Genomic DNA, 24565 nt, shown 5'->3' with positions numbered 1-24565 from the left:
GGGGGGGGGGGGCGTGTGTGGTGTGTTCTCGTAAGAGATACTCGAGGCACCCCCCCCCCCCCCCCCCCCCCCCCCCCCCCCCCCCCCCCACTTTCGCCGGTCGCCCCGGACAACCCGGGGCGCCGCCACTTTCGCCGGTCGGGGGCGGCCCCTGCGTGAGCCGCCCCCGCCTGCCCTCGTACGCCTCAGGCCGCCGTCTCGCGCGCGGCCTCGGCCAGCAACTCCCGCTGCTCCTCGGGGCCGAGGCCCAGTTCCCGCACCAGCCGGAGCGACAGCACGAGGTGCGCCTGCATCGTCGGCTCCGGATCCGGCCGCTCGCCGCCGGCCGCCGCGGCCCCGTGGAGGCCCACGGCGAACAGGCCCTCGAGGCCCGCCGGATCGAAGTCCTCCGCGCCCGCCTCCAGCGAGCCGAGGAACTCCGCGACGTACGCCCTGATCTCCTCCGGCGTCGCGCCCTGCGGGAAGCGGCGGCGGGCCGCGATCCCGAAGGCCGCGCCGACCGCCCGCCCGTACCGCGCGTCGGCGGGGTCGAGGGTGGCGGACTTCTGCGCGAACCCGATGAAGTCGAACGACAGCAGCGCGCCGAGGACGTCGAGTTCGGTCGTGGTGGCGGTGGTCATGACGGCTCGCCTTCTACCGTGGGGGAAGCGGTCGTGGTGCTCTGGGCCGCGGCGGTGATCGCCGCCGCGGCGCGCTCGGCGTCCCGGCCGACGAAGCCGATCAGCGCCGAGCCGCGGGTACGCATCCGGTAAAGACCCAGGTAGTGGCTGCCGGGCAGCACGCCCGTGCCCTCGGTGTGCCGGGGCTGCCCCTCCTCGTCGAGCATCTCCGGGTCGAGCCAGCTCCAGTCGGTGCGGTAGCCGGTCGCCCAGATCACCGCGGACGGCTTGACGCGCTCGCCGTCGGCGGCGACCAGCTCGGCGCCGTCGGCCGCGGTGATCCGGCCCACGGTCCGCAGCTCGCCCGCCGCGACCAGCTCGGGCACCCGGTCGCCGACGATCGGGTCCGGCGCCTGCATGTTCACCGGAAGGCTCATCACGCCGATGACGCTCATCCACCAGAACATGTCCCGCCCGACCACGGTCTGCGGGAGGGGCGGCGACACCTTGTCGCCGCAACTGAGCACGACACTGTGCGACCCGGACAGCTCCGAGGCTATCTGCCGGCCGGAGTTGCCGTCGCCGACGACCACCACCGTGCCCGGCGGCACCTGGGCGGGGCCGCGGTACTCGCTGGTGTGCAGGGTGGGCACGTCCGCGTGCAGTCCGGCCGCGAACTCCGGAAGCCGGGGGGCGCCGAACGGACCGGTCGCGATCACGACCTGCCCGGCGCGGCAGTCGCCGTGCGCGGTGGTCAGCAGATAGCCGTCACCGTCCCGGCGCAGCGACAGCACCCGGTGGTCGGTGAGCACCGGGATGTCGAAGCGTTCCGCGTAGTCCCGCAGATACGCCACGACCTCGTCCTTGCCGGGGTAGTGTGCCCCGGCCCCGGGGAAGGGCAGGCCCGGCAGCCCGGAGAACTGCGCCGACGTGAACAGCCTCAGGGAGTCCCAGCGCCGCTCCCAGGTCTCGCCGACCTCGCTCCCCGCGTCGAGGACCACACACTCCACGCCGCCCTGCCGCAGGTGGTACGCGGCGGCGAGTCCCGACTGGCCCGCTCCGACGACGGCGACCGGCACGGTGGCCGGCAACGCGCTCATCGACTCGCTCCGGCGTTGTTCCGGCCGGCCTGATCAATTCGCATTCCGTTTGTCCTCACTGTGTGCACCTGGACCCCGCCGCACCCGCGGGGCCGGTCCGGGGATGGACCGGCCGGGCCGCCGCGCGGCGGCCCGGCCGGACCGGGTCAGCGGGCGTCGAGCGCCCGGCGCAGCTCACCGGCCAGGACGCGCAGCCGCTCGCCGCGCATCACCGTGTAGTGGTCGCCGGGCACGTCGACGAGGGCCGCGTCACCGGGGAAGTACCGCATCCAGCGGTTCGCCGTCTCGACCGTCGCACCGCCGTCCGCGGCCCGCAGCGACACCACCCGGCCGCCGAAGGAGCGGGGCGTGTGGCGCAGCAGGGCCCGGTAGTTGTTCCGGAACCGGCCGGCGATGCCGCTCAGCGTGCCGAGGTCGATGTCCTCGGACAGCGCCCCCGCGGCCCGCGCCTCGGCGTGCAGCACCTCCACCGGCGGGCGGCCGTCGAAGGCCTCCGGCGCCAGCGCCCACTCCACACCGGCGAGACCCGCCAGATCCCGGGCGAACCAGGACAGCAGCGTCTCGTCCGAGACGGGCGCCCCCTCGGCCGGGCCGGGCTCGACCATCAGGTCGATCACCGCGAGCAGCTCCACCTCGGCACCCGCCGAGGTCAGCTGGGCCGCCATCTCCAGGGCGATGATGCCGCCCATCGACCAGCCGCCGAGCCGGTACGGACCCTCCGGCAGCGCCTCGCGGACCGCCGCGACGTAGTGGGCGGCCATGGCCTCGACGCTGGTCAGCTCCGTGTCCGGGACCTGGAGCGCGTAGAACGGCTGGTCGTCGCCGAGGAGTTCGGCGAGCTCCGCGTAGCAGAGCACGTCACCGCCGACCGGGTGCACGAACACCAGGGGCGTCCGCGCACCGCTCGTGCGCACCGGCACCAGCGCCTTGCGGCCCTCCTCGCCGCTGCCGGCCTCCCGCACCGCCTGCGCGAGCAGCTCGATGGTCGGCCGGGCGAAGAGCGTGGACAGCGGCAGGCTGCGGCCCAGACCGCGGGCGATCCTCGCCATGAGGCGCACCGCGAGGAGCGAGTCGCCGCCGAGGTCGAAGAAGCTCGCGGTCACCCCGATCTCGCTCACGCCGAAGAACTCCGCCCAGATCTCGGCGAGCCGGAGTTCCACCTCGTCGCGCGGGGCGACGAAGCCGGAGCCTTCCGCCGCGATCTCGTCGGGCGCCGGCAGGGCCGCCCGGTTGACCTTGCCGTTGTCGCTCAGCGGCAGTTCGTCCAGGACGAGGACCCGCTGCGGCACCAGGTGCGCCGGGACCACCTGGCGCAGCGCCTCGGTGATCTGCTGCTCGGTGTCGTCGCGCCCCTCGTCGAGGACGACGTACGCGATCAGCCGCTTGGGCCCGTGCTGCTCGCCCGCCGCGACGACCGCCGCCGACCGCACGCCCCCGCACTGGGTGAGCGCGGCCTCGACCTCGCCGAGCTCGATCCGGTAACCCTGGATCTTGACCTGGGAGTCGAGACGGCCGAGGAACTCGATGGTGCCGTCCGGCAGGAAGCGCCCCATGTCGCCGGTGCGGTACAGACGCTCACCGGTGACCGGGTGGTGCACGAACGCGGCGCGGGTCTTGGCCTCGTCGTTCAGGTAGCCCCGGGCCAGACCGATCCCGGCGATGTACAGGTCGCCCGGCACCCACACGGGGCAGGGCCGCATCGAGCCGTCGAGGACGTGGAAGCGCTGGTTACGCATCGCCTTGCCGTACGGGATGCTCACGCAGTCGTCCGGGACGTCGCCGATGGGGTGCAGGATCGACCAGATCGACGCCTCCGTGGCGCCGCCCATGCTCCACAGCTCCGCGTCCGGCAGCAGCAGCCGGATCCGTCCCGGCAGGGACACCGGGATCCAGTCGCCGCTCATCATGACCAGCCGCACCGGCAGCCCGGTGAGCCCGTTGGACAGGGCGTGCTCGGTGAACATCTCCATCAGCGCGGGCACGCTGTTCCAGACCGTCACCCCGTGCTCGGTGACGAGCTCCGCCCAGCGGGCGGGCTCGCGGTGCGCCGCCGGCTCGGGCAGCACCAGGGCGCCACCCACCGACAGCGGTCCGAACACGTCGTAGACCGACAGGTCGAAGTGCATCGCGGAGAGCCCGAGGGCCCGGTCCGCCGCCGTGACGCCGTAGCGCTCGTTCACGTCGACCACCGTGTTCAGGGCCGCGCCGTGCTCGATCATCACGCCCTTGGGCAGACCCGTGGAGCCCGAGGTGAAGATGACGTACGCGAGGTCGCCCGGTTTGGCGCCGGACTCGCCCAGCGGACGGTCGTCGCCCTCGTCACCGGCCCGCACCACGGTCCTGGCCACACCCTCCGGCCAGTCCGCCGCGTCCTCCACCCACGGCTGCGTGACGACCCGGCTGATCCCCGCGCTCTCAAGGAGTACGTGCAGCCGCTCGACGGGCACCCGGGCGTCGATCGGGACGTACGCCGCCCCGGCCCGCAGGATGCCGAGCGCCGCGACGACCTGCTCCCAGCCCTTGTCCATCACGATCGCCACCAGGTCGCCGGGACCGGCCCCCTGGGCGCGCAGCGCGTGCCCCACCTGGTTCGACCTGCGGTCGAGGTCCGCGTACGTCAGGGTCAGCGCCTGCGAGATGACGGCCGGCGCGTCGGGCGTGGCCTCGGCCTGCGCGAGCACCGCGTCGTGAAGCAGACCGTCGGGCACCGGCCCGTCGGTGTCGTTGGCCCCGGCCCGTACGGCCAGGTCGGCCGCCGGCACGAGCGCCGGCCTCGGCCGCTGCCACGCCTCCGGGTCGCGGCACAGCTCGTGCAGCATCCGCTGGTACGCGGCGAACATGGCGTCCACGCAGCCCGCCGGGAACAGCTCCTCGATCACGTCCCAGTTCAGGACCAGCTCACCGGCCTCCTCGACCGCCTGGTGGTCCAGCCACACCTGCGGCGTGCGGACCGAGCTGCTCACCTGTCGGCCGTTCTCACCGATCCCGGCGAGGTACTGCACGACCCCGCGCTGCTCCGTGTCCTGCTGGCCCGCGAAGTTCACCAGGCTGGTGAAGACGACCGGCGCGGCGGCCCGCACCGAGGCGCCGCGCGCCCGGTTCAGCTCCCGCAGCACCTGCACACCGCTGACCTGGCTGTGCTCCATGTCGCTCCACAGCCGGGCCTGCACCTCGTTCGCCCGGGTGGCGAACGTGTCCTCGGCCGACTCGCGGATCTCCAGCATCAGCGTGGTGGAGAAGTTGCCGATGACATCACCGACCTGCGGGTGCAGCGGCAGCCGGTTGAAGTACAGCAGGTTCAGCGAGAAGTCGGGCGTGGCACTCCACTCCGCGATCACCTGCGCGTACGCGGTGCACAGCGCCGCGGAGGGAGAGACCCCCGCCGCCGCCGCGTGCTCCTTGAACCGGGCCCACTCCGCCTTCGGGACCGTCGCGCCACGGTGGTTGAACACCGGCCGGTCCAGGCTCGACGGAGCCACGGCCAGCGGCAGCTGCGGCGCGGGCGGCAGCGTGTCGAGCCGGTCCCGCCAGTAGGCGAGCGCCCGGTCGTACTCGGGACCGCCCTCCAGCTCACGGGCCTGGCGCACGTAGTCCCGGTAGCGCAACTCCAGTTCGGGCAGCGCCTCACCGCGGTAGTGCGCGGCCCACTCCTTGAACAGGATCGACGTGCTGAAACCGTCGATGATCAGGGCGTCGAAGCCGGCGTGCAGCCGGATCACCGTGTCGTCGATCCGGGTCACCCGCACGTCGAACAGCGGCCAGCGGGCGGTGTCGAAGACCTGGTGCCGCATCTCCTCGTGGACGGCGGTCAGCGCGGCCTCGCGCTCCTCCGGCGCCAGGCCGGAGACGTCGGTCTCCCGGATCACATAGGCCGGGACCTCGCGCTGGACCCGCTGCTCGCCCTCGGGGGTGAAGACGGCCCGCAGCTGGTCGTGCCGCTCGATCATCGCCCGGAAGGACGCGCCGAGCCGGTCCAGATCCACCTTCTCCAGGTCGATCTCGATCTGGAAGTACGTGGAGGTGTTGCCGAGTTCGAAGGCGTCACCACGGCCGACGAGGTACGCCTGCTGGAGGTCGGTCAGACCGAACGGCTCGTAGCGCCCGGCGTCGTCGCCGTCCGTCCGCGGGCCGCCCGTGCCGACGGTGTCGTCGGTGTCCGGCGTCTCCGCGCCGAGGGCGTCGAGTACGTCCCCGGCGATGTCCTCCGTGCTGCGGCCGTTCAGGAACGCCGTCATCGGCAGCAGGACGTCGAACTCCTTGTCCAGGGTCGTCCGGATCTTCATCGCGATCAGCGAGTCCAGGCCGAGCGCCTGCAGCGACTGCGCGGCGTCGAGCCGGGCCGCCACGGTGCCGAGGGCCTTGGCGACGGTCCGCGCCACGAGGGCGCGCACATCGTCGGATGCCACCGCGGGCGCGGGCGCGGGTTCGGGCTCCGGGGCCGTGACCCGCCGCGGCGGCTCGGACACGACCGGGGTCACCCGCTCGGCCACCGGCGCCTGGACGGCCGCGGGCTCCGCCGCCGGCCGGTCCAGGGCCGGCACGAACCGTACGCCGCAGGCCTCGGCGACCAGCCGGCCCTGCGCGGTGACGAGCCGGATCCGCGCCCGGGTGCCGTCGTCGAACAGCTCGGCGTGACAGCGGAGCCCGTCCTGGACACCACCGCGGTCGTAGTGCGTGAAGCGGTCGAGACCGGCCGGCACGAGGGCCGGGCCGTCCAGCGGGAAGCAGGCCAGCGCCGTCTGGAACATCGCGTCGACGAGACCGGGATGGATCACGTAGCGCTCCGCCTCGCCGGGCAGGGCGGAACGGATCTCCGCGGTGGCCTCGCCCCGGCCGAGCCGGATCCGCTCCACCCAGCGGGCGGCGGAACCCAGGTACAGGGCGCGCTGCCACAGCAGCCGGTACAGCTCGTCGCCCGTCAGCTCGCGGCCCGAACCCACCGACGCGAACGCCACCGTGGGAGCGGCCTGCGCACCGGACGCGGCCCGGCCCTGCGCGTGCAGCTGCCAGCCGCCGGCCGGGTCCTGGGCGTAGTAGCGGAACAGGTCCCCGTCCACGACGAGCTGCGCGGCGCGCTCGTCACCGGCCGACGCCGGGTCGATGCCGACCGGCGCGAGGACCAGGTCGACGGGGAGGTCCAGGTCCTCGACGGACACGGGCCCCGGCCCGGCGAGTTCGGTGACCGCCTCGACCAGCGACTCCACGAGCACACCGGCACTGACCACCGGACGCCCGCCGACCACGAAGTCACCGAGGCAGGGGTGCGCCACCGCGTCGAGGCGCGGGGCGAACTGCGCCTGGGCGAGCGGCGACGACGGCAGCCGTACGCCCAGCAGGTCTCCCGGCCCGGCAGCCTGCTCCGACGGCCGCGGCTCGCTGCGCGGGGCGACGGCGACGGGCTCGTTGAGGAGCCAGAAGTGCTGGTGCTGGAAGGGGTACGAGGGCAGCTCGACGCCCGTGGCCTCGTACGGGGCGAGGAGCGCGGTCCAGTCGACGGTGACGCCGTGGGACCAGGCCTCGGCGGCGGATTCGGCGAAGCGCTCCAGGCTGCCGGTGTCGCGGCGGAGGGTACCGACGACGGCACCGGTGTCCCCGACCGTCTCGGAGATGCCGGAGACGAGGACCGGGTGCGCGCTGACCTCGACGAAGACCGTGCCGGGAGCCGCAAGCCGGCCCACGACCTCCGCGAGCCGCACGCGGCTGCGGAGGTTCCGGAACCAGTAGGCCCCGTCCAGCTCCGCCGTGTCGAGCACGCCCCCGGTCACCGTGGAGTGGAAGGCGATCCGGCCCGAACGGGGCGCGACGCCTTCCAGCTCGTGGGCGAGGGTGTCGCGGATCTCGTCGACGTGGGCGGAGTGGGAGGCGTAGTCCACGGGGATGCGGCGCGCCCACACTCCGGACGCCTCGCACCGGGCGAGCAGCTCGTCCAGCGCCTGGGGCTGCCCGGCGACGACGGTCGAGGTCGGGCCGTTGACCGCCGCGATGGAGATGCGGCCGTCCCACGCGGAGAGCAGCTCTTCCGCCTGCGCCTCCGGAACGCTCAGTGAGGCCATGCCTCCGCCGCCGGAGAGGACGCGCAGGGCCTTGGAGCGCAGGGCGACGACGCGGGCGCCGTCCTCCAGAGACAGGCCACCGGCCACGACGGCGGCGGCGATCTCGCCCTGGGAGTGGCCCACGACCGCCGTCGGGTGGACGCCGGCGGCGCGCCAGAGGGCTGCGAGGCCGACCATCATGGCCCAGGAGGCCGGCTGGACGACGTCCACCCGGTCGAAGCCGGGCGCGTCCTCGTCCCCGCGCAGGACGGCGGTGAGGGACCAGTCGACGAACGGCGTCAGGGCCGTCTCGCAGTCGGCGATCACACGGGCGAACTCCGGCGAGGAGTCGAGCAGGGCCGTGGCCATGCCCACCCACTGCGAGCCCTGCCCCGGGAACACGAACACGACAGGAGCACCGGACGTACGGCCCGGCTTCGCACCGGACGCGGCCGCGGTCACGGCCTCCAGCTCACCGGAGGCCAGCGCGTCCAGGCCCGCGAGCAGCCCGTCCCGTCCGTCACCGCCGCGCAGCACGGCCCGCGACTCGAAGGCGGAGCGCCCGGTGGCCAGGGAGAGCGCCACATCGGCCGGGCCGAGCTCAGGACGCGCCCGTACGTACTCCGCAAGCCGCTCCGCGGCCTGGGACAGTGCCTCGGACGTACGCGCCGACACCAGCCACGGCAGCGCCGCGCCGTCAAGGCGCACCTCGTCGCCCGGCGTCGTGTCCTCGGCGGGCACGTCGGTCGGGGCCTCGGCCAGGATGATGTGCGCGTTGGTGCCGCTGATGCCGAAGGAGGAGACGCCGGCGCGGCGGGTCCTGCCGTCGGTGGCGGGCCAGGGGCGCGGCTCGGTGAGCAGTTCGACGCCGCCGTTGTCCCAGTCGACGAGCTTGCTGGGCGTGCCGACGTTGAGGGAGGCGGGGAGTTCGCCGTGGCGCAGGGCCATGACCATCTTGATGATGCCGCCGACACCGGCGGCCGCCTGGGCGTGACCCAGGTTGGACTTGAGGGACCCCAGCATCAGCGGCCGGCCGTCGCGCTGGGTACCGTACGTGGCGAGCAGGGCCTGGGCCTCGATCGGGTCGCCGAGCACCGTGCCCGTACCGTGCGCCTCGACCGCGTCCACACCGGAGAAGGTGACACCGGCGTCCTGGACGGCTGCGCGGATGACCCGCTCCTGGGCCGGGCCGCTGGGCGCGGTGAGGCCGTTGGAGGCTCCGTCCTGGTTCACGGCCGAACCGGCCACCACGGCGAGGACCTGGTGGCCCAGGCGGCGGGCGTCCGAGAGCCGCTCCACCACCAGGACACCGACACCCTCGGCCCAGGCCGTGCCGTCCGCGTCCGCCGAGAAGCTCTTGCAGCGGCCGTCCGGCGCGAGACCCCGCTGACGCGAGAACTCGATGAAGGTGTTCGGGGTGGACATCACCGCGGCGCCGCCGGCGAGCGCCAGCGAGCACTCGCCCGACCGTAGGGCGCGGACCGCCAGGTGCAGGGCGACCAGCGACGACGAGCACGCCGTGTCCACCGTCAGGGCCGGGCCCTGGAGACCCAGGGTGTAGGCCACCCGGCCGGTGGCGACACTGCCGGCGGTGCCGGTCAGGAAGTGGCCCTCGGCCTCCTCCGGAAGCCGGCCGCCGACGCCGTAGTCGTGGTACATCACACCGGCGAACACACCGGTGTCACTGCCGTGCAGCGATCCGGGCGCGATGCCGGCCCGCTCCAGGGCCTCCCACGACACTTCGAGCAGCATCCGCTGCTGCGGGTCCATCGCCAGCGCCTCGCGCGGCGAGATCCCGAAGAAGGCGGGGTCGAACTCGCCGGCCTCGTGCAGGAACGAGCCGTGCCGGACGTACGACGTGCCGGAGTGGTCCGGGTCGGGGTGGTACAGGTTGTCGAGGTCCCAGCCGCGATCGACGGGGAACCCCGAGACGACATCGCGCTGTTCGGCCACGAGCCGCCACAGCGCCTCGGGCGAGTCCACCCCGCCAGGGAAGCGGCAGCCCATGCCGACGATCACGACCGGATCGTCGTCCGTACGCGGGACGACGGGGGCGGCGGGCTGCGCCGGGGCGCTCTCGGCACGCTCCCGCGCGAGCGCGAGCGTGAACTCGACGACGGCGGTCGGCGTGGGGTGGTCGAAGACCAGCGTGGCCGGAAGGCGCAGGCCGGTCGCGGAGTTGAGGCGGTTGCGCAGCTGGACCGCGAGCAGCGAGTCGATGCCGAAGCTCTTGAACGGCTGGTCCGGGTCGATCCCGTCCCCCGACTCGCTGCCGATGACCGAGGCGAGCTGGGTGCGGACGAGGTCGAGCAACAGACGGCGGCCCTCCTCCTCGGACATCCGGCCGAGCTTCCGGCGCAGACCGGACTCGCCGGCGCGCCGCTGCGGGACCCGCACCAGGGAGCGCAGCACCGGGGACAGCGTCCCGGCGAGCGCGTCGGAGCGCAGTCCGGCCGGGTCGAGGCGGGCCGGGACGAGGAGCGGGCTGTCGTCGGCGAGCGCCCGGTCGAGGAGGGCGAGGCCCTGCTCGGTGGAGAGCGGGGCGATGCCCCGGGCCGAGAGGGTGTCGTCGTCCAAGTGACCGGTGAGACCGGTGCGTTCGGCCCACAGGCCCCAGGCGAGCGAGGTCGCGGGGCGGCCGGCGGCGCGGCGGCGGGCGGCGAGCGCGTCGAGGAAGACGTTGCCCGCGGCGTAGTTGGCCTGGCCCGGGTTGCCGAGCACACCGGCGACCGAGGAGAACAGGACGAAGGCCGCGAGGTCCTGCCCGGCGGTCAGTTCGTCGAGGAGCGCTGCGGCGTCCACCTTGGGCCGCAGGACGGCCGTGAGCCGGTCCTCGGTGAGCTGCTCGACCACGCCGTCGTCGAGCAGACCGGCGGTGTGGACGACGGCGGTGAGCCGCACGCCGGTCAGCAGCTCCGCGAGCGCGTCCCGGTCGGCGGTGTCACAGGCCGCGAGGGTGACCTCGGCGCCCAGCGCGGTGAGCTCGGCGGAGAGTTCCCGGGCGCCGGGGGCGTCGGCGCCGCGACGGCTGACCAGGAGCAGACGGCGGGCGCCGTGCCCGGTGACCAGGTGCCGCGCGACCGACGCGCCGAGCACGCCGGTGCCGCCGGTGACGAGCACGGTGGCGTCCGGGTCGAGCGAGGTGCCGCCGAGCGGGTCGGCGGAGGTGGTGTGCCGGACCAGGCGGGGGGCGAGGAGCGCACCCGCACGCAGGGCGAGCTGCGGCTCGGTGAGCACGGCGCCGGTCACGGTGCCGGCGTCGTGGGCCTCGTCCGTGTCAAGCAGGGCGAAACGGTCCGGGTGTTCGGACTGGGCGGTCCTGATCAGGCCCCACACGGTGGCCTGGGCGGGGTCGTCGACCTCGGGGCCCGCGGCGCCCTCGGTCAGTACGAGGAGACGGGAGCCGGCGAAACGGGCCTCGGCCAGCCATTCCTGGACCAGGCCCAGCGCCCAGCGGGCCGCCCGGTGGGCGGTCTCGGCGAGGTCGCTGCCCGTGCTCTCGGAGTCGCGGTCGGAGTCCTGCGGCGTGCCCGGACATCGCGCGGTGACCGGACATCGTACGGCGACGACCTGCGGCACCACGTCCGGGACGTCGGCGAGCTCGGCGACCGGGCACACGTCGATGTCGGCCGCGGCGGCGACCGGCTGCCAGTCGACACGGAACAGCGAGTCCGTGCCCCGGCCGGCGGTCAGGTCGGCCGTGAACGGCCGCATCGTGACCGACTCGGCGGACAGCACGGGCTTCCCCGAACCGTCGGTGACGCGCAGAACCACGCCGTCCTCGCCGCGCGGGCTCAGCCACACCCGGAGCGCGTCCGCGCCGTCCGAGTAGTGGGTGACGCCGGACCAGGAGAAGGGCAGGACGGTACGGGTGTCCTCACGGAGCAGGCCGACCGCGTGCAGGGCCGCGTCGAGGACCGCGGGGTGCACCCCGAAGGTCGTGGCGTCCAGCTCGGCGGGCAGGCCGACCTCGGCGAAGACGTCACGTCCCGAGCGCCAGGCGGCGCGCAGGCCCTGGAAGGCGGGGCCGTAGTCGTAGCCCGCCTCCGTGAGCGTGTCGTAACGGCCCTCGACGTCGATCTCCTGGGCGCCGGGCGGCGGCCACTCGGTGAGGTCGAAGTCCGCGGCCTCGTCGTCGAGGTCGAGCACCGCCGCGGCGTGCCGCGTCCACGGGACGCCCGCGTCGGCGTCCTGCGGCCGGGAGTGCACGGCCAGCTCCCGCTGCCCGTTCCCGGCCGGCGGCTCGACGGTGATCCTCAGCTGTACGGCTTCGCCGGGCGGGAGGACGAGCGGCGCCTGGAGGGTCAGCTCGGTGAGCCGTCGCCAGCCCGCCCGCGCGCCCACGGCCATCGTGAGCTCCAGGAACGCGGTGCCGGGCAGCAGGACGGTGCCCTGCACGGCGTGGTCGGCCAGCCACGGCTGCGTGTCGAGGGCGAGCCGCCCGGTGTACACCAGCCGGTCCTCCTCGACCAGCTCGACCACGGCGCCGAGCAGCGGGTGCCCGGCCGAGGCCAGACCGAGCCCGCGGGCGTCGGTCGACGCGGGCTCCGGCTCCAGCCAGTACCGCTGGCGCTGGAAGGGGTAGGACGGCAGCTCGACGCTCTGGGCCCGGTAGGGCTGGAGGAGGGCCGGCCAGTCGACGGTGACGCCGTGGGACCAGGCCTCGGCGGCGGATTCGGCGAAGCGCTCCAGGCTGCCGGAGTCGCGGCGCAGTGTGCCGACGACGGCGCCGGTGTCGTCCAGGGTCTCCGTGATGCCGGAGACGAGGACCGGGTGCGCGCTGACCTCGACGAAGACGACGTCGGGGGCGGCGAGCCGGCCCACGACGTCCGCGAGCCGCACCTTGCTGCGGAGGTTGCGGAACCAGTAGGCCCCGTCGAGCTCGGCGGTGTCGAGGACGGCGCCGGTGACGGTCGAGTGGAAGGCGATGCGCCCCGACTGCGGGGCGACGTCCTTCAGTTCGTCGGCGAGGGTGTCGCGGATCTCGTCGACGTGGGCGGAGTGGGAGGCGTAGTCCACGGGGATGCGGCGCGCCCAGACCCCGTTGGTCTCGCACTGGGCGAGCAGTTCGTCGAGGGCGTCGGGCCGGCCGGCGACGACGGTCGAGGAGGGGCCGTTGACCGCCGCGACGGAGATGCGTCCGTCCCACGCGGCGAGGAGTTCCTCGGCCTGCGCCTCCGGGACCTTGAGCGAGGCCATGCCTCCGCCGCCGGAGAGGACGCGCAGGGCCTTGGAGCGCAGGGCGACGACGCGGGCGCCGTCCTCCAGGGACAGGCCACCGGCCACGACGGCGGCGGCGATCTCGCCCTGGGAGTGGCCCACGACCGCGGTCGGGTGGACGCCGGCGGCGCGCCAGAGGGCTGCGAGGCCGACCATCATGGCCCAGGAGGCGGGCTGGACGACGTCGACCCGGTCGAGGCCGGGCGCGTCCTCGTCGCCGCGCAGGACGGCGGTGAGGGACCAGTCGACGAACGGCGTCAGGGCCGTCTCGCAGTCGGCGATCACGCGGGCGAACTCCGGTGAGGAGTCGAGCAGGGCCGTGGCCATGCCCACCCACTGCGAGCCCTGCCCCGGGAAGACGAAGACGGCGCGTGAGGGGGACACACCGTTCTCGCCGTCGATCTCACGGGAGGCCAGGGCGTCCAGGCCCGCGAGCAGCCCGTCCCGCCCTTCGCCGCCGGGCAGCGCGGCCCGGGACTCGAAGGCGGAGCGCCCGGTGGCCAGGGAGAGCGCCACATCGGCGGGGCCGAGCTCGGGACGCGCCCGTACGAACGCGGCCAACTGCCCGGCGGCCTCGGCCAGCGCGTCCGCGGAACGCGCCGACACCAGCCACGGCAGGCCCGCGCCCTCCAGGCCGGCCACGTCGGCCGGAGCCGCGTCGTCGGCGGGCTGCTCGGCCGGGGCCTCGGCCAGGATGACGTGGGCGTTGGTGCCGCTGATGCCGAAGGACGACACACCGGCGCGCCGGACCCTGCCCTCCTCGACCGGCCACGGGCGGGGCTCGGCGAGCACCTCGACGCCGCCGTTGTCCCAGTCGACGAGCTTGCTGGGCGTGCCGACGTTGAGGGAGGCGGGCAGCTCGCCGTGGCGCAGCGCCATGACCATCTTGATGACGCCGCCGACACCCGCGGCCGCCTGGGAGTGCCCCAGGTTGGACTTGAGGGAGCCCAGCATCAGCGGCCGGTCCTCGCGCGCCTTGCCGTACGTGGCGAGCAGGGCCTGCGCCTCGATCGGGTCGCCGAGCACCGTGCCCGTACCGTGCGCCTCGACCGCGTCGACACCCGAGAGGGGCACGCCGGCGTCCTGCACGGCGGCCCGGATGACCCGCTCCTGCGCCGGACCGCTGGGCGCGGAAAGGCCGTTGGAGGCGCCGTCCTGGTTGACGGCCGAACCGGCCACCACGGCAAGGATCTTGTGGCCCAGGCGGCGGGCGTCCGAGAGCCGCTCCACGACCAGCACGCCGACGCCTTCGGACCAGGACGTGCCGTCCGCGTCCGCCGAGAAGGACTTGCAGCGGCCGTCCGGCGCGAGGCCCTTCTGCTGCGAGAACTCCACGAAGATGCCGGGCGTCGACATGATCGTCACACCGCCGGCGAGCGCGAGCGAGCACTCGCCGGAGCGCAGCGCGTTGACGGCGAGGTGCAGGGCGACCAGCGACGACGAGCACGCCGTGTCCACCGTCAGGGCCGGGCCCTGGAGGCCGAGGGTGTACGCGACGCGGCCCGAGGCCACGCTGGACGTCGTACCCGTCAGGGCGAACCCGGTGCCGCCCGCCCCCGCCTCACCGAGGCGGGGGCCGTACTCCTGGGTGATGGCTCCGAGGAACACACCCGTCGGCGTGCCGTGCAGCGACCCGGGCGTGATGCCGGCCCGCTCCAGGGCCTCCCACGACACTTCGAGCAGCAGCCGCTGCTGCGGGTCCATCGCCAGCGCCTCGCGCGGCGAGATCCCGAAGAAGGCGGGGTCGAAGTCGGCCGCCGCGTTCACGAAGCCGCCGTCGCGGACGTACGAGGTGCCGGAGTGCTCCGGGTCGGGGTGGTAGAGGCCGTCGAGGTCCCAGCCACGGTCGGTCGGCAGACCGGAGATCACGTCGCGCCCGTCGGCGACGACCCGCCACAGCGCCTCGGGCGAGTCGACCCCGCCCGGGTAGCGGCATCCCATGCCGACGATCACGATCGGATCGTTGGTGCCCGCCTCCAGTTCACGGACCCGCTGACGGGACTGGTGGAGGTCGACGGTGAGGCGCTTCAGGTATTCGACGAGTTTGTCGTTGTCCGTTGTTGTCATGGTGATGTTGCCCCCGTAGGCGTCGTCGAGCCGTGCCTGCGCGCGGCGCGGGCATGGCTGCCCGGGCGGCGTGCCGCAGCACGCCGCGCGCGTCGAACAGGTGGTGCGGAGTGGGGGTCCGGCGGCCGGACCCGGGATCAGAGTTCGGAGTCGATGAACGCGAGGAGTTCGTCGACCGAGGCCGACTCGACGCGTGCGGACAGGTCGTCGGTGTCGGCCGTGGCCCGCTGGGCGGGCACCCGGGCCGCGAGTGCCTGGAGTCGCTGGACGATCTCGGCCCGGACCTCGTCCCGGGTGTCGTCCGGCATTTCCGTGAGCGCCGCCTCCAGACGGTCGAGTTCGGCCAGGGCCGTCGTGACCGTCTGGTCGCCGGAGTCCCCTGCGGACTCCTCTTCGGCCGGGGCCAGTTCGGTGTGCAGGTGCGCCACGACCGCCTGCGCGGTCGGGCAGTTGAAGAGGAACGTGGCGGGCAGCCGCAGACCGGAAGCGGTCTGGAGCCGGTTGCGCAGTTCCACGAGGGTGAGCGAGTCGCAGCCCATGTCCTTGAAGGGCCGGTCGGCGGGGATGCCGGCCGCGGAGGACCGGCCGAGCACGGCGGCCGTCTGCACCCGGACGAGGTCGAGGAGCAGTTCCTCCCGCTCGGCCGGGCTCAGCACCGCGAGCCGGTCGCGCAGGGTCTCGGTCGCCCGCGGCGCCGCCGCGGCCGGCGAGGCCTCCGCCGGGCGCGGGGCGGCCGGGGCCAGGTCCCGCAGCACGGTGGGCAGCCGGTCGCCGAGCGCGCCGAGCGCGGCACGGTCGAGGGGGGCGGGTACGAGCGCGGGGGAGCCCACGCGCAGTGCCGCGTCGAGCAGGGCCAGGCCTTCGGCCCGGTCGATGGGCGCGAGGCCGGTGCGGGCGAGGCGCACCCGGTCGGCTTCGGACAGGGAGCCCGCCATGCCGGCGGCGCCGGGCCTGCCCGCGGTGTCCGCCCACATGCCCCAGGCCAGGGAGACCGCGGGCAGCCCCTGGGCCGAGCGGTGCTGGGCCAGGGCGTCCAGGGAGGCGTTGGCCGCGGCGTAGTTGCCCTGGCCGGCGCCGCCGATGACGCCCATGACGGAGGAGAAGAGGACGAAGGCCGAGAGGTCCTGGTCCATGGTCAGCTCGTGCAGGTTCCGGGCCGCGGTGGCCTTGGCGGCGAGCACCGTGTCGAGACGCTCGGGCGTGAGCGCCGTGATCACGCCGTCGTCGAGCACCCCCGCCGCGTGCACGACGGCCGTGAGCCGTACGCCGGAAAGCAGCTTCGCGAGCGCGTCCCGGTCGCCGGTGTCACAGGCCGCGAGGGTGACCTCGGCGCCCGCCTCGGCGAGCTCGGCGGCGAGTTCCTCCGAGCCCGGCGCGTCCGCGCCGCGGCGGCTGACCAGGAGCAGACGGCGGGCGCCGTGCTCGGTGACCAGGTGCCGCGCGACAAGCCCGCCGAGTGCACCGGTGGCGCCGGTGACCAGGACCGTGCCCTCCGGGTCGACAGCCGCGGGGAGCGTGAGGACGACCTTGCCGATGTGGCGCGCCTGGCTGACGTACCGGAAGGCCTCCGGTGCCCGGCGGACGTCCCAGGTGCTCACCGGCAGCGGCGTGAGTGCCCCCGACGACAGCAGGGCCATGACCGCCGTGAGGAGTTCGCCGATCCGCTCGGTCGGCTCCTGGAGCAGGTCGAAGAAGCGGTAGTCGACGCCGGGGTGTTCGGCCGCGACGAGCGCAGGGTCGCGCAGATCGGTCTTGCCCATCTCCACGAAGCGGCCGCCGTGCGGCAGCAGCCGCAGGGAGGCGTCCACGTACTCACCGGCGAGGGAGTTCAGGACGACGTCCATGCCGGCGGACTCGGTGGCCGCGCCGAACGCGTCCTCGAAGTCCAGCGTGCGGGACGACGCCAGGTGCTTCCCCTCCAGGCCGAGGGCGTGCAGGGCGTCCCACTTGCCGGGGCCCGCCGTGCCGTACACCTCGGCACCCAGGTGCCGGGCCAGCTGCACGGCCGCCATGCCGACACCGCCGGCGGCGGCGTGGATCAGGACGCGCTCGCCCGAGGTCAGACCCGCGAGGTCGACCAGGGCGTGGTAGGCGGTGAGGAACACGATCGGCGCGGACGCCGCCTCGGCGAACGTCCAGTCGGCGGGCATGACGGCGATCCGACGGTGGTCGGTGACGGCCATCGGCCCGAACGCCCCGGAGAACAGGCCCATGACCCGGTCGCCGACGGCGAGTTCCGTGACACCGGGACCGACCTCGGTGACCACACCGGCCCCTTCGAGGCCGAGCGGACCGGGATCGCCGGGGTAGAGACCAAGGGTGCCCAGGACGTCGCGGAAGTTGACGCCCGCGGCGCGCACGGCGACGCGCACCTCGCCGTCGCCCAGCGGGGCCAGGGCCTCCGCGAAGGGTTCGAGAGCCAGGTGGTCCAGGGTCCCGCGCTCGCGCACCACCATCCGCCAGGCGGCCGCGCCGGCCGGGGGAACCAGGGCACCGCCGGCCGTCACCGGGCCGAGCCGGGGCACGAGCAGGGCTCCGTCCCGTACGGCGAGCTGCGGCTCGGCGACGATCAGCGGCAGCGCGGTACGACAGTCCTCCGCCGTCTCCACGTCGAGGAGTCCGACGCGGCCGGGGTTCTCGGTCTGCGCCGAGCGTGCCAGCCCCCATACGGCCGCGGTGTCCGGATCCGCGTCGGCGTCCGGCGTCGTGGCCACGGCCTGCCGGGTGACGAGCACCAGGCGCGAGTCGGCGAACCGGTCGTCGGCCAGCCAGCCCTGGAGCAGGGCGAGCGCGCGGTGCACGGCCGGTCCGGTGCTCTCGGCGGGCTCCGCGAGCGGTGCGAAGACCACGTCGGGGGCAAGGAGGCCCGAGTCGACGGCCTCGCCCAGCGCCGCCAGGTCGCCGTACAGCGGGCCGACGCCCAGGTCGACCGAGCCGAGCGACACCGCGCGCGGGGACTCCTCCGCCTCCGCCGCGGCCGGCTTCCAGTCCAGGCGGTGGAGCGAGCGCGGGACGGCCACGGCGTCGCTCACCGGGCGCAGGACGAGCTCCTCGACCTCGGCGACCACCGCGTGGGCCTCGTCGACCAGGGTCAGCGACACCGCGTCAGGACCGGTGGCGCGGATCAGCACGCGGGTGGAGCGGGCGCCCGGCTGGTGGACGGTCACGCCGCGCCAGGAGAAGGGCAGCAGACGGCGGCCGCCGTCGTCGAGCTCCGTGATGACGATCGGGTGCAGGGCCGCATCGAGCAGCGCCGGGTGCAGCCCGTAGGAGGCGGCGTCGGTGACGGACGCCGGCAGGGCGACCTCGGCGACCAGGTCGGTGCCGTGGCGCCACGCGGCGCGCAGGCCCTGGAAGACCGGGCCGTAGGCGTAGCCCGAGGCGGCCAGTTCGGCGTAGCAGCCGTCGACGGGCAGCGGTTCGCCCCCTCCGGCGGGCCGGGCCGCGGCGGGCGCGGCGGCCGCGTCGTGCGGGGCGAGCGCGCCGGTGGCGTGCAGTGTCCACGGCTCGACGGCGCCGTCCGGCGTCTCGGTGCGGGCGTGCACGGTCACCGCGCGCTGACCGTCCTCGCCGGGCGCGGCCACGACGACCTGCACCTCGGTGCGGCCCTCGTCCGGGATCACCAGCGGGGCGAGGAGCGTGAGCTCGGCGACCCGGGGCGTGCCCGTCTGCGAACCGGCGCGGGCGGCCAGTTCGAGGGAGGCGGTGCCCGGCAGCAGGACCGAGCCGAGGACGGCGTGGTCGGCGAGCCAGGGGTGGGTACGGCGGCCGAGCCGGGCGGTCAGGACGGTCTGCCCGGATTCGGCGAGCTCGACGGCCGGGCCGAGCAGCGGATGGCCCGCCGCCCCCTCGGTGCCGCTCGCCGTCAGCCAGTACCGCTCCCGCTGGAAGGCGTACGTCGGCAGGGCGGGCGTCCGACCCGGACCGAACACGGCCTGCCAGTCGGGGCTGCTGCCCCGGACGTGCAGGGCGCCGAGCGCGGACGCCAGGGTGCGCCGCTCGGACCGGCCGCGGCGCAGCACCGGCACGAACGCGAGCCCCTCGTCGTCCAGACAGTCCTGGCCCAGGGCCGACAGCACGCCGTCGGGGCCGAGTTCGAGGTAGGTCCGCATCCCGAGCTCGTGGAGCGCGGCGAGACCGTCGGACATCCGCACTTCCCGGCGGACCTGACGCACCCAGTAGTCGGCGGTGATCTCGACGGTTCCGCCGGTGACGGTGGACACCATCGGGACGCGCGGCTCCGCGTACCGGGCCGTCGCGGTAACGGCGGCGAACGCGTCGAGCATCCCGTCCATGCGGTGTGAGTGGAAGGCGTGGCTGACGACGAGCCGACGGGTCTTGCGGCCTTCGGCGGCGAACGCGGCGGCGATCTCCTCGACGGCCTCGACGTCGCCGGAGACGACGACGGCCAGCGGGCCGTTGACGGCGGCGATGCTCACCTCGTGCTCACGGCCGGCGAGAAGCGGGGCGACCTCCTCCTGCGAGGCCTGGACGGCCGTCATCGCGCCGCCGGACGGCAGGGCCTGCATGAGCCGGCCTCGCGCGGAGACCAGGGCGCAGGCGTCGGGCAGGCTGAGGATCCCGGCGACGTGCGCGGCCGCGAACTCGCCGATGGAGTGGCCGAGTACGGCGTCGGGGGTCAGGCCCCGGTGCTCCAGGAGACGGAACAGCGCCACCTGGAGGGCGAAGAGGGCGCACTGGGTGTTCTCGGTGCGGTCGAGCGCCTCGCCGTCGTGGAACATCACCTCGCGGATCGGCGGCGTGCCGGGCACGGAGGAGCGGCAGGCGTCGAGTTCGGCGCAGACCGCGTCGAGGGCGGCGGCGAAGACCGGCTCCGACTCGTACAGCTCACGGCCCATGCCGACCCGCTGGCTGCCCTGCCCGGTGAAGAGGTACGCGAGACCCTCGTCGGTGCGCGCCGTGCCCAGGGTCAGCGCCGAGTGCGGCTCGCCGCGGCCAAGGGCGGTCAGGGCGGCGACGGCCTCCGTACGGTCCTCGGCGGCGACGACCGCGCGGTGGTCGAGGGCGGTACGGGTGGTGGCCAGGGCGCGGCCGAGGTCACGGTCCGACACCTCGCCGAGGGTGCCGCGGGTGTCGAGGGCGTCGGCGAGCGCGGTGGCCTGGGCGCGCAGCGCCGGTTCGGTCCGTCCGGACAGCACCCACAGCGGTGCGGTGCCGCCGTCCCCGGGCTCGGTCCCGGCCGGGAGGGGGGCGGCGGGGGCTTCCGCGAGGACGATGTGCGCGTTGGTGCCGCTGATGCCGAAGGAGGAGACGCCGGCGCGGCGGGTCCTGCCGTCGGTGGCGGGCCAGGGGCGCGGCTCGGTCAGGAGCTCGATGCCGCCGTTGTCCCAGTCGACGAGCTTGCTGGGCGTGCCGACGTTGAGGGAGGCGGGCAGTTCCCCGTGACGCATCGCCATGACCATCTTGATGACGCCGCCGACACCCGCGGCCGCCTGGGCGTGACCCAGGTTGGACTTGAGGGAGCCGAGCATCAGGGGTCGGCCGTCGCGCTCGTTGCCGTACGTGGCGAGGAGGGCCTGCGCCTCGATCGGGTCGCCGAGCACCGTGCCCGTACCGTGCGCCTCGACCGCGTCGACACCGGAGAGTGCGACACCGGCGTCCTGGACGGCGGCGCGGATGACCCGCTCCTGGGCCGGGCCGCTGGGCGCGGTGAGGCCGTTGGAGGCGCCGTCCTGGTTCACGGCCGTGCCCGCCACGACGGCGAGCACCTCGTGCCCGAGCCGCCGGGCGTCCGACAGGCGCTCCACGACGAGGACACCGACGCCCTCGGCCCAGGCCGTGCCGTCCGCGTCCGCCGAGAAGCTCTTGCAGCGGCCGTCGGTCGCGAGGCCCCGCTGACGCGAGAACTCGACGAAGATGCCGGGCGTCGACATGATCGCCACACCGCCGGCGAGGGCGAGCGAGCACTCGCCCGAGCGGACGGCGCGCACCGCCAGGTGCAGCGCGACCAGCGACGACGAGCACGCCGTGTCCACGGTCAGGGCCGGGCCCTGGAGGCCGAGGGTGTACGCGACGCGGCCCGAGGCCACGCTCGACGTCGTGCCCGTCAGACCGAACCCGGCGGCACCCGCGCCCGCCTCGCCCAGCCGCGGACCGTACTCCTGGGCCATGACACCGGCGAACACGCCCGTCTGCGTGCCGCGCAGGGAGTCCGGGGCGATCCCGGCCCGCTCCAGGGCCTCCCAGCACACCTCCAGGTAGGCGCGCTGCTGCGGGTCCATCGCCAGTGCCTCGCGCGGCGAGATCCCGAACAGCTCGGCGTCGAACTCCGCCGCGCCGTCGAGGAAGCCGCCGTTGCGGACGTACGTCGTGCCGACGTGGGCCGGGTCCGGGTGGTACAGGCCGTCGAGGTCCCAGCCGCGGTCGGCCGGGAAGCCCGAGATCACGTCGCGCCGTTCGGCGACGACCCGCCACAGCGCCTCGGGGGAGTCCACCCCGCCCGGGAAGCGGCAGCCGATGCCCACGATCACCACGGGGTCGTCCTGGTCCCGGTCCCGATCCTGCGGGGCCTCGGGGGCTGCGGCCTGCTGCTCCGCGTCCGCGAGCCGCGCGGCGAGCGCGGCCGGGCTCGGGTGGTCGTAGACGACGGTGGTGGGGAGCTTGCGCCCGGTGGCGGTGACGAGCCGGTTGCGCAGCTCGACGACCATCGCCGAGTCGATGCCCAACTCCTTGAACGTCCGCCGGGGCTCGATCTCTCCGACCGAGTCGTAGCCGAGGACGGCGGCGGTGTGCGCCCGCACGAGCTCCAGGGCGGCCGGTCCGGTCAGCGAGCGGTTCGGCTCGGCCTCGGAGGCGTCGTCGGTGTCCTCCGGCAGCACCGCTGCCCGCGGCGCCGGCGTCAGGGCCCGGGCGGCGTGGGGCTGCCCGGAGATCCAGTGACGGCGGCGCTGGAAGGCGTACGTGGGCAGTTCGGCGCGGGCGGTGCCGACGGGCAGGACGGCGGACCAGTCCACCTCCGCGCCGTGGCAGAACGCCTCGCCGAACGCGAGCAGCAGCCGCTGCGGTCCGCCCTCGCCGCGGCGCAGGGTGCCGAGCGCGGCGACCGGCAGATCGGCGGCCTCCGCCGTCTGCTGGACGGCGAGCGCCAGGACGGGGTGCGGGCTCATCTCGATGAACAGCTCGTGGCCCGCGTCGAGGAGCGCGCGCACGGCGGGCTCGAAGCCCACCGGCTCCCGCAGGTTGCGGTACCAGTAGTCGACGTCCAGTTCGGAGCCGTCGAGGGCCGTGCCCGTGACGGTGGAGTGGAGCGGCACGCTCCCGGCGCGCGGCGCGATCCCGGCGAGCTCGGCGGGCAGCGTCTCGCGCACGGCGTCGACGTGCGGGCTGTGCGAGGCGTACGCGACCGGGATGCGGCGGGTACGGACGTCCTCGCCGTACCGCGCGGCCAGCGCGTCCAGGGCGTCACCGTCACCGGCGACCACGGTCATGCCGGGCGAGTTGACGGCGGCCACGCTCAGGCGCGGGAATCCGGCCAGGTCCTCGCGGACCCGGTCGGCGGGCAGTCCCACGGTGAGCATCCCGCCGCCGCGCCCGGCGAGCGCGCCGAGGGCGGTGCTGCGGACGGCGATCAGGCGGGCCGCGTCGTCCACGGTGAGGGCGCCGCTGACGGTGGCGGCGGCGATCTCGCCCTGCGAGTGGCCGACGACCGCGGCCGGTTCGACGCCCGCGGCCCGCCACAGCGCGGCGAGGCCGACCATCACGGCCCACAGGGCGGGCTGTACGACGTCGTCGCGGTCGAGGGCGGGCGCGCCGTCGCGTCCGCGCAGGACGTCGGTCAGCGACCAGTCGCGGTACGGCCGAAGGGCGCGCTCGCAGTCCGCCACGACCTCGGCGAACACGGGGGAGCTGTCCAGGAGTTCGGCGGCCATGCCGGCCCACTGCGAACCCTGACCGGGGAAGACGAACACGGCCTCGCGGACGGGCCGGCTGCTGCTGCCCTCGACCGCGGACGGGGTGACCCGGGCGTCGGCGACCGCGTCCAGGGCGGACAGCAGGTCGTCGCGGCCGGAGCCGGTGAGCACGGCGCGGTGGGTGAAGGCGGTGCGGTCGTGGGCGAGGGCCCGGGCGACCTCGGCGACGTCGCATTCCGGCCGTTCGGCGAGGTGTGCGCGGAGCCGGGCGGCCTGGGCGCGGAGCGCCTTGTCGCCGCGTCCGGAAAGCACCCACGCGACGGCGTCGGACGTCTTTGCCTCAGGCTTGTTCTCGACGGTCGGGGACGGCTCGCCCCGCCATTCGCCGAGGACCAGATGGCAGTTCGTACCGCCCATTCCCACCGATGTGACACCCGCGACGAGCGGAACGTCGGGATTCGGCCACGGACCGGTTTCGGTGGAGGCGGCGATCCGCAGTTCCTCGAACGGGATCTCCGGATTAGGGGTTTGATAGTTGAGCGTTGGAACGAGTTCCCGTTCCTTGAGGCAGAGAATCGTCTTGACGAGACCCGCTATGCCGGCGGCGCCTTCGAGGTGGCCGATGTTCGTCTTGACGGATCCGAGCCGGAGGGGATTATCCGGCGTGCGGGAGGAGGCGAATACGGCGCCCAGAGCGGAGGCTTCGATGGGATCGCCGACCCGGGTGCCTGACCCGTGTATTTCGACGTACTGCGCCTGTTCCAGCGGTATACCAGAATTCTGCCAGGCGTCGCGTATGACGCGTTCCTGGGCCTTTTCGTCGGGGGTGGGGAGGGTGGCGCTCGCGCCGTCGCTGCCCACGGCTCCGCCGTGCAGCAGACAGTGGATGCGGTCCCCGTCGGCGAGGGCCCGGCTGAGGAGTTTGAGCGCCACCACGCCGCCGCCCTCACCGCGGACATAGCCGTTCGCCCGTGCGTCGAGGCTATGACATCGGCCGTCGGGCGAGAGGCTGCCGAAGGCCGCGAGGGCCTGGGTGCTCTCCGGCGCGAGGTTGAGGTTGACCCCGCCGGCCAGCGCCGTCACGGACTCGCCGCGCCGCAGGCTCTCGCAGGCCAGATGCACCGCGACCAGCGACGATGACTGCGCGCTGTCGATCACCATGCTCGGTCCCTGGAGCCCGAGGGCGTACGAGACGCGGTTGGCGATGATGCCGCGGTGCAGGCCGGTCACCGTGTGCGCGGAGGTGGCCTCGGGGCCGGCCGCGTGGGTGAGGGTCGTGTAGTCGTCGGTGATCGCGCCGACGAAGACGCCGGTGGCGGAGCCCGCGAGCGCGGCCGGGACGATGCCGGCGTCCTCGAGGGCCTCCCAGGCGAGCTCCAGGACGAGCCGCTGCTGCGGGTCCATCGCCGCGGCTTCGCGCGGAGAAATGCCGAAGAACTCGGCATCGAAGGCGTCGACACGGGGCAGGAAACCACCGGGGCGCGGTGAGCCGTCGTCCCGGACGCCGAGGTGTGCGCGATCCGCGGGCGGTTCCGCTATGGCGTCGCGGCCACTCCTGAGGAGATTCCAGAATTCGGCGGGGTTCGACCCGCCGGGAAAGCGGCAGGAAACGCCGACGACGGCGACGGTCCGGTCGTCCATCTCAGGGGGCACTGTGCCGCCAGATGGACATTCCG

The 24565-nt window shown here is 74.6% G+C and carries 4 protein-coding genes; all 4 read right to left on the bottom strand.

Annotated features, from left to right (window positions below; translation table 11 throughout):
• Nucleotides 1-185 precede the first annotated feature (185 nt).
• A complete protein-coding gene (locus tag ACZ7HT_RS09960) occupies nt 186-620 on the bottom strand; it encodes a hypothetical protein (protein WP_471162354.1) in 435 nt (144 codons plus the stop codon).
• Nucleotides 617-1699: a flavin-containing monooxygenase gene (locus tag ACZ7HT_RS09955; RefSeq protein ID WP_471162352.1), complete on the bottom strand. Its 1083-nt coding sequence runs from the start codon at nt 1697-1699 to the stop codon at nt 617-619. The genes ACZ7HT_RS09960 and ACZ7HT_RS09955 overlap by 4 nt, the downstream gene beginning before the upstream one ends.
• A 146-nt stretch (nt 1700-1845) precedes the next feature.
• The gene (locus tag ACZ7HT_RS09950) at nt 1846-15024 is read right to left on the bottom strand and encodes an amino acid adenylation domain-containing protein (RefSeq protein ID WP_471163087.1); all 13179 of its coding nucleotides are present in this window, start codon (nt 15022-15024) and stop codon (nt 1846-1848) included.
• A 131-nt stretch (nt 15025-15155) separates the two neighbouring features.
• Nucleotides 15156-24530, bottom strand: coding sequence for a type I polyketide synthase (locus ACZ7HT_RS09945; RefSeq protein WP_471162349.1), 9375 nt, complete (start codon nt 24528-24530; stop codon nt 15156-15158).
• Between the last annotated feature and the right edge of the window lie 35 nt (nt 24531-24565).

The organism is Streptomyces sp. NPDC037410 (assembly GCF_055602235.1).
The sequence above is the reverse complement of the archived record's forward strand: the minus strand, read 5'-3'. Positions and strand labels throughout refer to the sequence as shown.

What these genes read in the sequence shown, in the direction of transcription:
- ACZ7HT_RS09960 (WP_471162354.1), bottom strand. Translation starts at nt 620, where the DNA reads ATGACCACCGCCACCACGACCGAACTCGACGTCCTCGGCGCGCTGCTG.
- ACZ7HT_RS09955 (WP_471162352.1), bottom strand. Translation starts at nt 1,699, where the DNA reads ATGAGCGCGTTGCCGGCCACCGTGCCGGTCGCCGTCGTCGGAGCGGGC.
- ACZ7HT_RS09945 (WP_471162349.1), bottom strand. Translation starts at nt 24,530, where the DNA reads ATGGACGACCGGACCGTCGCCGTCGTCGGCGTTTCCTGCCGCTTTCCC.